The organism is Streptomyces sp. G-G2, assembly GCF_030063135.1.
Lineage (GTDB): Bacteria > Actinomycetota > Actinomycetes > Streptomycetales > Streptomycetaceae > Streptomyces.
The window spans coordinates 21,194-35,771 of the sequence record NZ_JASISO010000041.1 but is presented as its reverse complement, the minus strand read 5'-3'; the positions used below and the strand labels follow the sequence as shown (position 1 = coordinate 35,771).

Here is a 14,578-nt window from a genome sequence, read left to right as displayed (position 1 = left end):
GTAAGGCGAACCTAAGTCCACGTTCCCGTGCGTTCGCACCGTCTCGGCACAATGGGGGGCATGACCTCCCCCGGCACGGCCTCCCCCGCCCCGCACGCGTTCACCGTCGGCTTCGACCTCGACATGACCCTCATCGACTCCCGGCCCGGGATCAAGGCGACCTACGAGGCGCTGTCCGCCGAGACGGGGACCTGGATCGACGCCGACGAGGCCGTCACGCGGCTCGGGCCGCCGCTGGACGATGAGCTGGCCAACTGGTTCCCCCAGGAGCGGATCGCGGAGATGGCCGACCGGTACCGGGAGATCTATCCCACATACGCCATCGAGCCGACCCCGGCGATGCGCGGGGCGCGCGAGGCCATCGAGGCGGTGCGGGCCCTCGGCGGGCGGGCGATCGTGGTGACGGCCAAGCACGAGCCCAACGCCCGGCTGCACCTGGCGCACCTGGGCATCGAGCCCGACGCGGTGATCGGCTGGCTGTGGGCGGAGGCGAAGGCGGGGGCGCTGCGCGCGTACGGGGCGCAGGTGTACGTCGGCGACCACGTGGGCGACGTGCGCGGGGCTCGTACGGCGGGCGCGCTGTCGGTGGCGGTGCCGACCGGACCGTGCCCCGAGCCGGAGCTGCGCGAGGCGGGCGCGGACGTGGTCCTGGCGGACCTGACCGCGCTGCCCGCCTGGCTCGCCGAGTACGTCCGTACGCGTCCGGAGGCAGCCCCGGTCGCTCAGGAGGCCTGAGAGCCGGCCTGCGAGCGGCGGGCGGCCCCGCGCTGGGCACCGGCCGAACGCAGCACCCCGGCGGCCGAGATGGCGAACCCGACGCCCATCAGCATGCAGACGGCCCACGCGTACGACGGGAACGGCCGGGTGTGCAGGAACAGCGGGGCCATCGTCGCGAGGGTCGCCACGGCGCCGAGGATGAACACGATGCCGCCCGCCTTGACCAATGCGTCGCCGGGCCGGGCTTCGTCGGAATCAGGAGTGGAAGTCACCCCACCAGGGTAGTTCCCTGGCCGAAGGGCCACCGCAGGAAGGACCGGGGGACGCCTTGTCAGGGCGGCCAGGACCATTAGCCTTGAGGGTGACGGACCGCGGACGGTGCGTCACACCGACGAGCACAAGGACAGAGGACGGACGTGCCTACCGGCAAGGTCAAATGGTTCAACAGTGAGAAGGGCTTCGGCTTCCTCTCCCGCGACGACGGCGGCGACGTCTTCGTCCACTCGTCGGTACTGCCTGACGGGCTCGACGCGCTCAAGCCCGGCCAGCGCGTGGAGTTCGGCGTGGTCGCGGGCCAGCGCGGCGACCAGGCCCTCTCGGTGACGGTGCTGGACCCCACGCCGTCGGTCGCGGCCGCGCAGCGCCGCAAGCCCGACGAGCTGGCCTCGATCGTCCAGGACCTGACGACGCTGCTGGAGAACGTCACGCAGCAGCTGGAGCGCGGCCGTTACCCGGACAAGGCACACGGCTCGAAGATCGCGGACATGCTCCGCGCGGTGGCCGACCAGCTCGACGTCTGAGACCAGACGCACGGCTGTGCCCCGGCCCCCGCCGCGTGCGGGGGCCGGGGCACAGCCATGTCCCGGATTCTCAGGGGAAGTCGAGTGCGCCCGGCGCGATCGCCGGGACCAGGCCCTCCGCCGCCGCCCGGGTCAGCAGCCCGCGCACCGCCGCGTACCCGGCCTCGCCGAGGTTGGCCGTGAACTCGTTGACGTACAGCCCGATGTGCTGGTCCGCGACCGCCGGATCCAGCTCCTGCGCGTGCGCCCGTACGTACGGCCGTGACGCCTCCGGGTCCGCCCACGCCATCCGCACCGACGTGCGGGCCGCCTCCGCCAGCGCCCGCAGCGCCTCCGCGCCCAGCGAGCGCCGGGCGATGATCGCGCCGAGCGGGATCGGCAGCCCGGTCGTGGACTCCCAGTGCTCGCCCATGTCGGCCAGGCGGTGCAGCCCGTAGTCCTGGTACGTGAACCGGGCCTCGTGGATCACCAGTCCGGCGTCCACCGAGCCGTCGCGCACGGCGGCCATGATCTCGTGGAACGGCAGCACCACGACCTCGCCCACCCCGCCGGGCAGCACGTCGGCCGCCCACAGCCGGAACAGCAGGTAGGCCGTGGAGCGCTCGCTCGGCACGGCCACCGTCCTGCCCGTCAGGTCGAGCCCCGGTTCGCGGGTCAGCACCAGCGGCCCGCAGCCCCGGCCCAGCGCCCCGCCGCAGGGGAGCAGCGCGTACTGCTCCAGCACCCAGGGCAGCACGGCGTACGACACCTTCAGCACGTCGAGTTCCGCCGAACCGCGCTCGGCGATGCCGTTGGTGACGTCGATGTCGGCGAAGGTCACGTCGAGCGCGGGCGCGCCCGGCACCCGGCCGTGCGCCCAGGCGTCGAAGACGAAGGTGTCGTTGGGGCAGGGCGAGTAGGCGATCTTCAGCGGTTCAGCGTTGTTGCTGCTGCGCATGGTGGCGTTCTCCCCAGTTCGCGAGTACGGGGCCCAGTGCGCGGAACCCCGCGGTGAGCGCGCCGAGCGCGTCCCCGATCCGCCAGGCGGCGCGGTCACGGGGGCCCACGGCGTTGGACACGGCGCGGATCTCCAGTACGGGCAGCCCGTACGCGGCGGCGGCCTCCGCGACCCCGAACCCCTCCATGGCCTCGGCCCCCGCGAGCGGATGCCGGGCGGCGAGCCGGGCCGCGCCCTCGGCGGTGCCGGTGACGGTGGACACGGTGAGCACGGGCGCGAGCAGGGCGCCGGTGGCTTCGGCGGCCCGGGCGGCGAGTTCGGCGGGCGGCAGGTGCACGGTGTGGCCGAAGCCGAGTTCCCGTACGTCGAGGAACCCGTCGGGGGTCTCGGCCCCCAGATCGGCGGCGACGATCGCGTCCGCGACGACGAGCGTGCCGAGCGGGGCGGCGGGCCGGAAGCCGCCACCGATCCCGGCGGAGACGACGAGGCCGTACGGGCCGGTGCCGGTGCCGGGCGCGGCCGCGAGGGAGGTCGCGAGCGCGGTGGCGGTGGCGGCCGCCGCGGCGGCCGGTCCGACCCCGCCGACGAGTACGTCGAGGGCGAGGCCGGGCAGGTCCCGGCGGGTGATGAGGTACCCACCGGGAAGTGTGCGCGGCTCGGGCGGTCCGGAGGGGTCCGGATGAGGGGTGAGACCGGCGACGACGGAGTCGGACTCCGCCGCCACCGCGGTCACGACGAGCGCGCGCACCGGACGGACTACTTGTTGAGCTTGAGGTCGAAGGTCCAGACGGCGGTGGGCTTGCCTTCCTTGCTCAGCTCGATGATGTGGATCGGCTGCGCGTCGGTCGCCACCGGAGCGCCCTGGCCGCCGGTCGAGAAGGGGTTCAGGCCGGGGAAGCTCTGGTAGGTGTTGCCGGTGAGGTCACCGAGGCGCTGGGTGCCGACGGCGGCCAGCCACTTCTTGCCGCCCTCCACGACGTCGGGCTCGACGCCGAGGCGGAGGGTGTCACCAGCCGTGTAGGTGATGGACTTGGCGTTCTTCGTGCCCTTGGAGTCGCCGAGGCACTCCTGGACGCGCTCCTCCGACAGCTCCTTCTCCGAGGCCTTGGGCCGGCAGACAGCCTGGGCGGACACCGAGGAGCTGCCGACCGTCACGGTCGCCAGCGGCGTCGGCTTGTCGCAGGCGGAGAGGACGAGGAGGCCGGCGGTAACGGCTCCGAGGGCCGCGACACTGCGGCGGGCCCTACCCGAGAAAAGCGGTGCGGTCATGAGCCGAAGGCTATCGGGCCGCCGCCCCCGCGCCCCGCACCGGGTCCCCTGGCGGGCCGCCGCCGCGCCTTCCCGGCGGGGCGGCCACCCGTAGCCGGGCCGGGCACCCAGCCCGCCCGGGGCCTGGCCGACGTCTTCCCGCTGCGGCCGGGGCGGCCTATCCAGCCCCGCCGGCGTTTGAGGCGCCCCCGGAGGGCCCTACCCCGGCGCCGCCGGTCCCGTGCCGTCCCGGGGTTGCCCCTCTCGGGGCCGGAAGGTGGCCGGCGGGGGCCGGCGGGCTGGAGCCGGGCGCCGCCCGGGCCCGCGCCTCAAACGCCGGCGAGGCTGAAAACCGCTCGGCGGGCCGGAAGGTGGGTCGGCGGGGTGGGGCCGGGGGCTCACTGGCGGGGGAGGGGGTTACGCCCCGCGGGGGTGCGGGGGCGGGGGGTGGAGAGGAGGCCGCGGAGGGCCATGCTCGTACCCAGGGCCACGATGACCGCGGCCACGCCCATGCCCAGCACCCCGTGCAGCGGAAGCACGATCCCGATCGCCCCGCCCAGCACCCACGCCACCTGCAGCAGCGTCTCCGACCGCGCGAACGCCGACGTCCGTACCGCCTCCGGCACGTCCCGCTGGATCATCGCGTCCAGCGACAGCTTGGCCAGCGCCTGGCAGAACCCCGCCGTCGCGCCCAGCACCGCCATCAGGACGCCGGAGAAGAAGACCGCCGCCACCACCGCCACGCCGAGCGTCACGCACAGCACCACCGCGATGATCTTCTCCGGCGCCCTGGCCCGCAGCCACGCCCCCACCGCCGTCCCGCACGCGTTGCCCACCCCCGCCGAGACGCCCACGATGCCCAGCGAGACGGCCGCGCTCTGCCCCGACAGCGGGTGTTCCCGCAGCAGGAACGCCAGGAAGAAGATCAGGAACCCGGACAGCCCCCGCATCGCCGCGTTCGCGAGCAGCCCGCACAGCACCGGCCGGCTGACCGTCCGCAGCCCCGGCTTGCGGGAGTGCGCCTCGTGGGTGGAGAGCCGGGCCCGCCGTTCGCCCTTCGCCTCGTCCACCTTGTGCGGCAGCGTGAACGCCGCGAAGGTGCCCCAGATGAAGATGGCGCAGGCCCCGTACAGCGGCCACGGCGGGCCGATGGTGTGCAGCGCCGCCCCCACCGGCGCCGCGGCCCCGGTGGCGAGCAGACCGGCCAGCGTGACCCGGGAGTTCGCTTTGACGAGGGAGAACTTGGGCGGGAGCAGCCGCGGCACCACCGCGCTGCGCACCACTCCGTACGCCTTGGACGCCACCAGTACGCCCAGCGCCGCCGGATAGAGCTCCAGCCCGCCCGTCGCGACCGCGCCCGACATCATCACGGCGAGCAGCGCCCGGGTGAACATCGCCGCCGCCATCGCGGCCCGGCGGCCGTGCGGCAACCGGTCCAGCAGGGGGCCGATGACGGGGGCCAGGAGGGTGAACGGGGCCATGGTGATGGCCAGATAGAGCGCGACCCGGCCGCGGGCCTCGTCCGTGGGGACCGAGAAGAAGACGGTGGAAGCGAGCGCCACTGTGATCATCACATCACCGGCGCCGTTGATCGCGTGGAGCTCGATCAGCTTGCCCAGGCCCGACTCCCCGGCCCCGTGGGCATGCGTGGCCCGCCGGATCCCCCGCGCCGTACCGGTGATCGGCAGGTGCAGGGCGCGGCCGAATGCCCGGCCGGTCCTCCTGACCGGTCCCGAGGCGTCATCGGACGACCGTACGGGTGCCACCTGGTCATAGTGCCCCACGCGACCCCCGCGGACCCCTCCCGGCACGCTCCCGGCACCTCCTCGGCCGGAACCGGAACGAGCCGGGCGTCCGCGAATCGGACTTGCATGTGGGCCCAGGCCTAAAGAAGGGGTAGCGTGCGTAGCGCGCCACCGGCGGTTGCTCTTGGCCGCGCGCCTCTTCGCGATCCCGCAGAATGGATTGCAATAGGTGCGCCCGAGGCCGATCGGGTGCGGACGTCGACGCGGCCCTCTGGTCCGCTCCGCCCGCGCCACGTACGGACAGCACCGACGGGTCGTTGTAGACGACAGTACGGACGGCGCACACGTGAGACGGCGTAGGAGAGAACGAGACCAGTGAGTGCTGCGACGACGCGAAGCCGTACCCCGCGTACCCCTGACCGCCTGTGCGTCGAGGCGGTAGAACTCGCGCGGGCGGCGGCCGAGGAGACCGCCTTCCCCGGAGTGGTAGGAGAGCACGTTTCCGCGGTGGCGGAGGGTGAGCGGGTCGTCACCCACTACTTCGAGGCCAAGGAACCGGGCTACCGGGGCTGGCGCTGGGCCGTCACGGTGACGCGCGCCTCCCGCGCGAAGAACGTCACCCTCGACGAAACGGTGCTGCTGCCCGGGTCCGACGCGCTCCTCGCGCCCGAGTGGGTGCCGTGGAGCGAACGGCTGCGGCCGGGTGACATGGGGCCGGGCGACCTGCTGCCCACCGATGCCGAGGACCTGCGGCTGGAGTCGGGCTGGTCCGGCGAGGACGCGCCGCCGCCGAACTCGGTGGTCTCCGCCGAGATGGCCGAACTGGTCGAGGCGGAGGACGCCGACGTCATCGACCGCGCGGTGGCGCCCGTGGTGCCGGTGCGCGGGTCCATCACCTCGGTGGCCGAGGAACTGGGCATGCGGCGGGCGCGGGTGCTGTCGCGGTACGGGCTGCACACGGCGGCCGACCGCTGGGACGAGTCCTTCGGCGCGAAGACCCCGATGGCGCAGGCGGCGCCCGCGTCGTGCGTGTCCTGTGGCTTCCTCGTCGCGATCGGCGGATCGCTGGGGCAGGCCTTCGGGGTCTGCGCGAACGAGTTCGGTCCGGCCGACGGGCGGCTCGTGTCCCTGTCCTACGGGTGCGGTGGGCACTCCGAGGCGGCGGTCATGCCGGCGCCGATGCGGCCCGCGCCGCCGGTGCTGGACTCCATGGCGTCGGACGAGTTCACGCTGCGGCCGACCGCCGACGCCGACTCCGGTTCGGTCCCCGAGACCGACCTCGCCCCGGCCGACCTGGGCCACTCCTGACCCCTGCCCGACCCTGGCCCTGACCTGGCCCTGTCGCCTCAATCGCCGGCGGGGCTGGGTTTGGCCCCCGGCGGGGCCGCGCTGTGGCGCGCATGAGCGTGCCCTCCGGGGGCGCCTCGATTGAGGCGCCCCCGGAGGGCGGGTTCATGCGGAGCCCGGGTCGTGAGCCTGGACCCGGTCGGGGTCAGGCTCGGGTCTCCTCCGTGATCTGGATCGGAATCGGAATCGGAACGGGGACCGACGTCGGCGGCGCGGTGGCGTCCGGCGGGGTCGGCGCCACCGCGGCCCCCGCACCACCGGGCGCGCTCTGGTTCATCGACGACAGCAGCTGGCGCGCCAGCCCCAGCCCCGTACCGCCCATCGTCAGCGCCTTCGCGAACATCTCCGACATGCCCTCGGCCCCGTTCAGCAGCACCATGTGCTCGACGTTGCCGAAGGCACTCGCGCCCGCCTCCACGATCTTGGGCCAGTTCTCGGCGAGCTGCTGCGCGACCACGGCCTCCTGGTTCTCCGCCAGGGCCGCCGCGCGGGCCTTGATGGACTCGGCCGCGGCGAGACCCTTGGCCTTCGACGCGTCCGCCTCCGCCAGACCCAGGGCACGCGCCCATTCGGCGTCCGCGAGGCCCTTGGCCTGGGTGGCCGCCGCCTCGGCCTCACCGGTCGCCCGGGTGGCCTTCGCCGCCGCCAGCCCGCGCGCCTCGGTGGCCTGGGCCTCGGCGGCCGCGGCCGTCTTGACCCGGGTGGCCTCGGCGGCCGCCGCCAGCTCGGTCTCCTGGGCCTTGGCCTGGGCGGCCGAGATCCGGGAGTCGCGGTCGGCCTCGGCGAGCGTGCGCTGCTCGTAGGCCTTGGCGTCGGCGGGCTTGCGTACGTCCGCCTGGAGCTGCTGCTCGCGGCGGTTGGCCTCCAGCTCGGCGACCCGGGTCTCCTGGACCACGACCTCCTGGCGGGCGGCCGCGTCGGCGAGCGGTCCGGCCTGCTTGGCCGAGGCCGCCGCCTTGTCGCGCTCGGCCTGGTACCCGGCCTGGAGGATCTCGCTGTCCCGGGTGGCCTCCGACATCCGGGCGAAGGCGGCCTGTTCGGCCTCGGTGGCCAGCAGGTTCGCGTCGGCCTGGGCGATCCGCGCGTCCCGCTGGACGGCGGCCGCGTGCGGCATCGCGAGGTTCTTGATGTAGCCGGTCGGGTCCTCGATCTCGTGGATCTGGAGCGAGTCGACGATCAGGCCGAGCTTCTCCATCTCGCTGCCGCAGGCCGCCCGGGTCTGCCCGGTCAGTTTCTCGCGGTCGCGGATCATGTCCTCGACCGTCAGCCCGCCCACGATGGAGCGCAGATGACCGGCGAACACGATGTGCACGCGATCGGGGATCATCTTCTGCTGGTCCAGGAACCGTCGTGCCGCGTTCGCGATCGAGACCATGTCGTCCCCGACCTTGAAGATCACCACGCCCTTGACCTTGAGCGGGATGCCCTGGTGGGTCACGCAGTCCACCAGCAGCTGGGTCTCGTTCAGGTCCAGCGACAGCTTCCGTACCGCCTGGACGCCGGGCAGGACGAGCGTGCCGCGGCCGGTGACGATCCGGAACCCCATGCCGTCGCCCAGACCTTCGGTCTTGTGCGCGGAACCGGAGATGACAAGTGCTTCGTTCGGTTCGGCCACCCGCCACATGAGCTTGAAGAGGCCGACCAGAACGATGAGTGCGGCGAGTACTGCTCCCGCCACGACGCCGATAGCCACCGGCAAACGCCCCCTTAGTGCAGTGCCGTTGCGGCACCGATGAGGGCGAGTGTGCGCCTGCGGGAAGGTGGCGTGAAGACGCTGACGGTTCCTTGTCGCAATCTTGATACGTACCTGATGCGGCCGCGGGTCAGGTGGCGTAGGCGGTGGTCACGTACACCGTGCGGGGCGGCAGGTGCTCGACCACCGTGACCACGGTTCCGATGGGGATGCGGTCCCGTTCGTCCAGGGCCGGGTAGGCGAGGAAGTGCTCGGCGCCGCCCCGGATCCGGATGATGACCTCGCCCACGAGCCCGGGCCCCACCGTGCCGGTGACCCGCCCCGTCATCCCTGCCATGTCCTGGTCCATGCGGGCAGGTTACGCGGAAGGGCCCGGGGAGACCCCGGGCCCTTCCCCTCCGTATCCGTACGTGACCCGGCTCGGGTGCGCCGCTCAGTGGGCGAGGGCCACGGCGTCGCGCGCCGCCCGCGCGGCCTCGGTGCGCCGGACCCGGGTGACCGCGACCACCGCGGCGGCCAGGAGCAGGGCGGTGGCGCCGTACGAAGCGGCGTGCATGCCGTGCACGAAGGCCTCGCGGGCGGCGGCCAGTACGGTCTCCCCGGCCGGGCCGCCGAGCTGGTGGGCGACGGCGGTGGCGCCGCCGAGGGTCTCCCGTACGGCGGGCTGGGCGTCGGCCAGGTCGGCGCGGTAGACGGCGGTGCCGAGGCTGCCCAGCAGGGCCATGCCGAGGGCCCCGCCGAACTCGCTGCCGGTCTCCAGGACCGAGGCGGCGGAACCGGCCTTCTCGGCGGGGGCCGAGGCGAGGGCCATGTCGGAGACGAGCGCCATCACGGTGACGATGCCGGAGGCGAGGACGGCGGCTCCGGCGAGCAGCGGCCACAGCGAGTCGGTGCCGGTGAGGGCGAGCAGCAGGAACCCGGCGGCGGCGATGACGAACCCGGCCGCGATGACGACGGGACGGCCGAACCGCTGGCCCATCGCGGTGGCGGTCGGGGCGGCTGCGCCGACGGCGACGGAGGGGGCCAGGCCCCACAGGGCGGCTTCGAGGGTGCCCATCCCGAGGACGGACTGGAGGTACTGGGTGGTGAAGTAGGCGGAGCCCATCATGGCGAAGGCGGAGATGCTGTTGAAGGCGACTCCGGCGGCGAAGCCGCGGCCCCGGAACAGGTCCCGGCTGATCATGGCGTCACGGCGGGTCAGCTGACGGCGGACGAAGAGGAGGCCGAAGAGCAGACCGGCGGCGAGGCAGCCGAGGGGGAGGGGTTCGAAGCCGTCGGCGGCGATCTCCTTGAGGCCGTAGACGACGGGGAGCACGGCCGCCATCGAGAGCGGCACGCTGAGCAGGTCGAAGCGGCCCGGCGCCGGGTCCTTGAACTCGGGGACGAGGACGGGGACCAGGACCAGCAGGAGCAGCATCGCGGGGACGTTGATCAGGAAGACGGAACCCCACCAGAAGTGGTTCAGGATCAGCCCGCTCATGACCGAGCCGAGGGCGATGCCGCCGGCCATCGCGCCGGACCAGATGCCGATGGCCCGGCTGCGCTGCCCGTCGTCCTGGAAGAGATTGCGTACGAGGCCCAGCGTGGACGGCATCAGGGTCGCGCCGCCGATGCCGAGGAGCACGCGGGCGGCGATGAGCATCTCGGCGCTGGTGGCGTAGGCGGCGCCGACGGAGGCGAGCCCGAAGGCGGCGGCGCCGGTCAGCAGCAGCTTGCGGCGGCCGATGCGGTCGCCGAGCGAGCCCATGGTGATGAGGAGTCCGGCGAGGGCGAAGGCGTAGCTGTCGAAGATCCAGAGCTGCTGCGTGGCCGTGGGGTCCAGCTCCCGGGTGATGGCGGGGACGGCGAAGTAGAGGACGGAGACGTCCATCGAGACCAGGAGCAGGGGGAGCAGGAGGACGGTGAAGGCGGTCCATTCCCGGCGGCCCGCGAGACGTGCTGCGGAGTTCGTCATGAGCAGCAATGTACAAGCGTCATAAACATCTGTCTAGTACGGATGTATAGGACGCCTGTCTGTGACGGTTGTCTTGTTAGGGTTCTGGCATGGGACATCGTGAAGATCTGCTCGAAGGCGCGAAGAAGTGCCTGGTCGAGAAGGGGTTCGGGCGCACGACCGCGCGGGACATCGTCCACGCGTCCGGTGCGAACCTGGCCTCGATCGGCTACCACTACGGCTCCAAGGACGCCCTGATGATGCAGGCGTTCCTCGCCCTCGCGGAGGAGTGGGGCGACGCCTTCTCCCCGGAGGTGACCGGGGTCGGCGGCTCGCTGGAGCGCTTCCACTCCGTGTGGCAGGGCATCCTCGCCCGCCAGGAGCAGTCCGCGGCGATGTGGACGGCCAGCATGGAGGTCGCGCTCAGCCGGGACCGGATGCCGGAGCTGCGGGCGCTGCTGGCGGCGTCGGAGGGGGAGGGGCGGCGGGGCCTGATCTCCCTGTTCACGGGGGTCCCGGAGACGGACCTGACGGATCGCGATCTGCGGACGCTGGGGGCGGTCTACCAGGCGTTGCTGACCGGGGTCATGCTGCAGTGGGAGTTCGACCCGGCGACGGCTCCCTCGGCGGCGGACCTGGCCGAAGGCATGCGCCGCCTGTCGACGTCCCTCCTGACCCCCTGACCTGGCGGCCGCCCACCCCGGCGGGCCCTCAAACGCCGGGCGGGCTGGGGTGGAGCGGTGGGGCTAGGGTCGGGGGGTGAGGCTATTCGCTGCTGTGTTGCCGCCCGCCGGGGCCGTGGGGGAGTTGCGCGGGGTCGTCCAAGGGCTGCCCGCCGCGCCAGGGGTGCGCTGGACCGCCGAGAGCGGCTGGCACTACACCCTCGCCTTCATGGGAGAGGTCGGGGAGGACCTCCTCCCCGATCTCCTCGCCCGCCTCGCCCGCGCCGCCGCGCGGACGGAACCCTTCACGCTGCGCGTCCACGGCTCGGGCCACTTCGGCGACCGCGCCCTCTGGGTCGGCGCGGCAGGCGGCCTCGACGCCCTGCGGATGCTCGCCGAGCGCGCGGACGCCGCCGCCCGGCGGGCGGGCGTACCGATGGAGCAGCACCACCGCTACACCCCCCACCTGACCCTGGCCCGGGCCAAGGAGGGGGCGGCGGACCTGCGCCCGTACGCGGAGGCCCTCGCGGGCTTCGAGGGCGGACCGTGGCCGGTCCGGGAACTCAGCCTGGTCCGCAGCGACCTGGACCCGGTCGGCGGCCCCCGCTACGACGTCGTCGGGGCCTGGCCGATCGGCGGCTGACCCCGACGCGTTAGTCTCAACAGGTGGATCCCAAGACCCGTAACCGCGTAATGGCCGGTGTGCTCGTCCTGATGTTCGTCGTCGTGGCGGTCGCCGCCGCCGTCGGACAGTAGGCGCCTACCAGGCGAAGGCCTCCGGCGAGGCACCCGGTCCCGGGAAGATCTCGTCGAGGCCGTCCAGCACCTCCTGAGAGAGTTCCAGCTCGACCGCCCGCAGCGCGGAGGCGAGCTGTTCCGGCGTACGCGGCCCCACGATGGGACCGGTGACCCCGGGACGGGTCAGCAGCCAGGCGAGGGCCACGTCGCCCGGTTCCAGGCCGTGCTTGTCGAGCAGGTCCTCGTACGCCTGGACCTGGGTCCGTACGGAGCTGTTGGACAGGGCCTCCGCCGAGCGGCCCGAGGCGGTGCGGCCGGACTCCGCGGACTTGCGGATGGCGCCGCCGAGCAGCCCGCCGTGCAGCGGGGACCAGGGGACGACCCCGAGCCCGTACGCCTCGGCGGCCGGGATGACCTCCATCTCGGCGCGCCGCTCCGCGAGGTTGTAGAGGCACTGCTCGCTGACCAGGCCGAGCCGCCCGATGCGCGCGGCCGCCTCGTTGGCCTGGGCGATCTTCCAGCCGGGGAAGTTGGAGGAGCCCGCGTAGAGGATCTTGCCCTGCTGGATCAGGACCTCGATGGCCTGCCAGATCTCCTCGAAGGGAGTGTTCCGGTCCACGTGGTGGAACTGGTACACGTCGATGTGGTCGGTGTTCAGGCGCTTGAGGCTGGCGTCGACGGCCCGCCGGATGTTGAGCGCCGAGAGGCGGTCGTGGTTGGGCCACGGGTCGCCCTCGGCGCCCATGTTCCCGTAGACCTTGGTGGCGAGGACCGTCTTCTCGCGGCGGCCGCCGCCCTGCGCGAACCAGGTGCCGATGATCTCCTCGGTGCGGCCCTTGTTCTCGCCCCAGCCGTAGACATTGGCGGTACCAAACAATCCACTTTGACGCCCGGCCCGCGGGGGCCCTAGCGTCGATTTCCAAGCATCACAGGGGATGGGGAGAGCAAGCGGCAAGAGTCCTGGGAGTAGTCCGCCTGTCGAAGGTGTCGGACGAGACCACATCGCCGGAGCGCCAGCGCCGATCGGTTCAACGATGGGCCGACCAGGAAGGGCACGTCGTTGTCGGGTGGGTCGAAGACATCGACGTATCCGGCGGTGTCGAGCCTTGGAAGCGCCCGGAGTTCAGTAGGTGGCTGCCTTCTACGATCGGCAAAGAGGTCAGCTCGATCGAGCACCGGATCGCGCTGGAGGAGTCCCGGGCCGACGAGTACGACATCATCTGCGCGCTGAAGCTCGACCGCCTCTCCAGGCGTGTGCTCCACGTGCACACCCAGGGTGATTTCTTCCGGTCCTCACGAGCCATGCGAACCCCCTGGTTCGCGGCCCTGGCCAGGGACGACCACCAAGACCGTACGAAGGGGAGTGGTCAGCCCTCCATCCGTCAACGCGACTATGCGCGTTGACGCATAAACCAGTGGGTTCGCGGGGCGCTCTTGCTTGGAGTGGACTCGAAGCAGTTGGCTTGGGGCTCATGAAGTACACGCAGCTCGGACGCACGGGACTCAAGGTCAGCCGACTTGTCCTCGGCACGATGAACTTCGGTCCTCAGACAGACGAACCCACCAGCCACAGCATCCTGGATGCCGCGCTTGACTCGGGTCTGAACTTCGTAGACACGGCCAATGTCTATGGGTGGGGTGAGAACAAGGGCCGCACCGAGGAGATCATCGGCACCTGGTTCGCGCAGGGCGGTGGCCGGCGGGAGAAGACGGTCCTGGCCTCCAAGGTCTACGGCTCCATGTCCCGCGAGGGCGAGACCTGGCCGAACGAGGACCGGCTGTCGGCGCTGAACATCCGCCGGGCCGTCGAGGCCAGCCTGAAGCGGCTCCAGACCGACCACATCGACGTCTACCAGTTCCACCACATCGACCGCCTGACCCCCTTCGAGGAGATCTGGCAGGCCGTGGACGTGCTGATCCAGCAGGGCAAGATCCTCTACGCTGGCTCCTCCAACTTCCCCGGATACAAGATCGCCCAGGCCAACGAGACGGCCGCCCGGCGCGGGATGGTCGGGCTGGTCAGCGAGCAGTGCCTGTACAACCTCTCCGAGCGGCGGGCCGAGATGGAGGTCATCCCGGCGGCCCAGGAATACGGCCTCGGGGTGATCCCCTGGTCCCCGCTGCACGGCGGCCTGCTGGGCGGGGTCATCAAGAAGGAGACCGAGGGCGGCCGCCGGGCCTCTGGACGGGCCGCGGAAGCGCTGGCCGACAGCAAGGTACGGGCGCAGCTGCAGGCGTACGAGGACCTCCTCGACAAGCACGGCCTGGAGCCCGGCGAGACCGCCCTGGCCTGGCTGCTCACCCGGCCGGGCGTGACGGGCCCCATTGTCGGCCCGCGCACCGCCGAACAGCTGGACAGCGCGCTGCGCGCGCTGGAACTGGAGTTGAGCGAGGAGGTGCTGGCCGCACTGGACGAGATCTTCCCCGGACCGGGACCGTCCCCGGAGGCCTTCGCCTGGTAAACCAGTAGTGCACCGGACCGTCGCCCCCTCCGATCGGGGCGGCGGCCCTTGCATACCTCGGCGTCAAACTGCCTGGTTGGCGGTGTCGAAGAAGTTGATGCCCGCGCCGAGCGCGGAATCCATGATCGCGTGACTCTCCGGCTCCCCGGTCTGGGGGCCGAAGTTCATCGTGCCGAGGACAAGTCGGCTGACCTTGAGGCCGGTGCGTCCGAGCTGCGTGTACTTCATGGGCCCAAGCCAACTGCTTGGAGCGCGCTCGAAGCAAGACCCCACGGTGAAGGGCGTGTTGCAGACCC

The 14,578-nt window shown here is 72.3% G+C and carries 16 protein-coding genes and 1 pseudogene; 7 read left to right on the top strand and 10 right to left on the bottom strand.

Features of this window, described 5'->3' with window-relative positions; all coding sequences use genetic code 11:
• The first annotated feature begins 60 nt into the window (after positions 1-60).
• On the top strand, positions 61-735 hold the full coding sequence (locus QMF80_RS28045) for an HAD family hydrolase (RefSeq protein WP_502962939.1): 675 nt from the start codon (positions 61-63) through the stop codon (positions 733-735).
• Here QMF80_RS28045 and QMF80_RS28040 read toward each other — a convergent pair.
• The gene (locus tag QMF80_RS28040; protein ID WP_283458187.1) at positions 723-989 is read right to left on the bottom strand and encodes a hypothetical protein; all 267 of its coding nucleotides are present in this window, start codon (positions 987-989) and stop codon (positions 723-725) included. The two genes, QMF80_RS28045 and QMF80_RS28040, sit on opposite strands and share 13 nt — an antisense overlap.
• A 144-nt stretch (positions 990-1,133) precedes the next feature.
• Between QMF80_RS28040 and QMF80_RS28035 the strand changes: the two genes are divergently transcribed.
• Positions 1,134-1,517 carry a cold-shock protein gene (locus QMF80_RS28035; RefSeq protein ID WP_283458185.1) on the top strand — a complete coding sequence of 128 codons (384 nt, stop codon included), beginning with the start codon at positions 1,134-1,136 and terminating at the stop codon, positions 1,515-1,517.
• A gap of 70 nt (positions 1,518-1,587) precedes the next feature.
• Here QMF80_RS28035 and QMF80_RS28030 read toward each other — a convergent pair whose 3' ends face one another.
• The 4 genes from QMF80_RS28030 to QMF80_RS28015 all read right to left on the bottom strand — a co-directional run bounded on the left by QMF80_RS28030 (position 1,588) and on the right by QMF80_RS28015 (position 5,468).
• A complete protein-coding gene (locus QMF80_RS28030; RefSeq protein WP_283458183.1) occupies positions 1,588-2,454 on the bottom strand; it encodes a 1,4-dihydroxy-6-naphtoate synthase in 867 nt (288 codons plus the stop codon).
• Positions 2,432-3,202: a futalosine hydrolase gene (locus tag QMF80_RS28025; protein WP_283458182.1), complete on the bottom strand. Its 771-nt coding sequence runs from the start codon at positions 3,200-3,202 to the stop codon at positions 2,432-2,434. The genes QMF80_RS28030 and QMF80_RS28025 overlap by 23 nt, the downstream gene beginning before the upstream one ends.
• 8 nt (positions 3,203-3,210) lie before the next feature.
• On the bottom strand, positions 3,211-3,723 hold the full coding sequence (locus tag QMF80_RS28020; protein WP_283458178.1) for a DUF2771 domain-containing protein: 513 nt from the start codon (positions 3,721-3,723) through the stop codon (positions 3,211-3,213).
• Between the two features lie 377 nt (positions 3,724-4,100).
• Positions 4,101-5,468 (bottom strand): MFS transporter, encoded by a 1,368-nt coding sequence (locus QMF80_RS28015; protein WP_283458177.1) that lies wholly within the window; start codon positions 5,466-5,468, stop codon positions 4,101-4,103.
• A 354-nt stretch (positions 5,469-5,822) separates the two neighbouring features.
• On the opposite strand from QMF80_RS28015, the gene QMF80_RS28010 reads away from it, so the two are divergent.
• Positions 5,823-6,755, top strand: a complete 933-nt coding sequence (locus QMF80_RS28010; protein WP_283458175.1) for a DUF3027 domain-containing protein — start codon at positions 5,823-5,825, stop codon at positions 6,753-6,755.
• 184 nt (positions 6,756-6,939) lie between these two features.
• Here the strand turns inward: QMF80_RS28010 and QMF80_RS28005 are convergent, their stop codons facing one another.
• From QMF80_RS28005 to QMF80_RS27995, 3 genes are all read right to left on the bottom strand, one after another.
• Positions 6,940-8,493, bottom strand: coding sequence for a flotillin family protein (locus QMF80_RS28005; protein ID WP_502962938.1), 1,554 nt, complete (start codon positions 8,491-8,493; stop codon positions 6,940-6,942).
• 124 nt (positions 8,494-8,617) lie between these two features.
• Positions 8,618-8,824 carry an NfeD C-terminal domain-containing protein gene (locus QMF80_RS28000; protein ID WP_283458304.1) on the bottom strand — a complete coding sequence of 69 codons (207 nt, stop codon included), beginning with the start codon at positions 8,822-8,824 and terminating at the stop codon, positions 8,618-8,620.
• Between the two features lie 96 nt (positions 8,825-8,920).
• Positions 8,921-10,441, bottom strand: coding sequence for an MFS transporter (locus QMF80_RS27995; protein ID WP_283458171.1), 1,521 nt, complete (start codon positions 10,439-10,441; stop codon positions 8,921-8,923).
• Between the two features lie 89 nt (positions 10,442-10,530).
• Between QMF80_RS27995 and QMF80_RS27990 the strand changes: the two genes are divergently transcribed.
• Both QMF80_RS27990 and thpR read left to right on the top strand, forming a co-directional pair.
• Positions 10,531-11,103, top strand: a complete 573-nt coding sequence (locus tag QMF80_RS27990) for a TetR/AcrR family transcriptional regulator (RefSeq protein WP_283458170.1) — start codon at positions 10,531-10,533, stop codon at positions 11,101-11,103.
• 76 nt (positions 11,104-11,179) lie between these two features.
• Positions 11,180-11,725, top strand: a complete 546-nt coding sequence (thpR, locus tag QMF80_RS27985) for an RNA 2',3'-cyclic phosphodiesterase (RefSeq protein WP_283458167.1) — start codon at positions 11,180-11,182, stop codon at positions 11,723-11,725.
• 117 nt (positions 11,726-11,842) lie between these two features.
• Here the strand turns inward: thpR and QMF80_RS27980 are convergent, their stop codons facing one another.
• A complete protein-coding gene (locus tag QMF80_RS27980; protein WP_283458166.1) occupies positions 11,843-12,697 on the bottom strand; it encodes an aldo/keto reductase in 855 nt (284 codons plus the stop codon).
• Here QMF80_RS27980 and QMF80_RS27975 point away from each other — a divergent pair.
• Positions 12,697-13,224 (top strand): recombinase family protein, encoded by a 528-nt coding sequence (locus tag QMF80_RS27975; RefSeq protein ID WP_349372247.1) that lies wholly within the window; start codon positions 12,697-12,699, stop codon positions 13,222-13,224. The two genes, QMF80_RS27980 and QMF80_RS27975, sit on opposite strands and share 1 nt — an antisense overlap.
• Positions 13,225-13,292: 68 nt before the next feature.
• Positions 13,293-14,282: an aldo/keto reductase gene (locus QMF80_RS27970; RefSeq protein WP_283458164.1), complete on the top strand. Its 990-nt coding sequence runs from the start codon at positions 13,293-13,295 to the stop codon at positions 14,280-14,282.
• A 75-nt stretch (positions 14,283-14,357) separates the two neighbouring features.
• Here QMF80_RS27970 and QMF80_RS27965 read toward each other — a convergent pair.
• Positions 14,358-14,510: pseudogene (locus tag QMF80_RS27965) on the bottom strand (aldo/keto reductase); the annotation flags it as partial.
• Positions 14,511-14,578: the final 68 nt, after the last annotated feature.

What these genes read in the sequence shown, in the direction of transcription:
- QMF80_RS28045 (WP_502962939.1), top strand. Translation starts at nt 61, where the DNA reads ATGACCTCCCCCGGCACGGCCTCCCCCGCCCCGCACGCGTTCACCGTC.
- QMF80_RS28030 (WP_283458183.1), bottom strand. Translation starts at nt 2,454, where the DNA reads ATGCGCAGCAGCAACAACGCTGAACCGCTGAAGATCGCCTACTCGCCC.
- QMF80_RS28020 (WP_283458178.1), bottom strand. Translation starts at nt 3,723, where the DNA reads ATGACCGCACCGCTTTTCTCGGGTAGGGCCCGCCGCAGTGTCGCGGCC.
- QMF80_RS28000 (WP_283458304.1), bottom strand. Translation starts at nt 8,824, where the DNA reads ATGGCAGGGATGACGGGGCGGGTCACCGGCACGGTGGGGCCCGGGCTC.
- QMF80_RS27995 (WP_283458171.1), bottom strand. Translation starts at nt 10,441, where the DNA reads ATGACGAACTCCGCAGCACGTCTCGCGGGCCGCCGGGAATGGACCGCC.
- QMF80_RS27990 (WP_283458170.1), top strand. Translation starts at nt 10,531, where the DNA reads ATGGGACATCGTGAAGATCTGCTCGAAGGCGCGAAGAAGTGCCTGGTC.
- QMF80_RS27970 (WP_283458164.1), top strand. Translation starts at nt 13,293, where the DNA reads ATGAAGTACACGCAGCTCGGACGCACGGGACTCAAGGTCAGCCGACTT.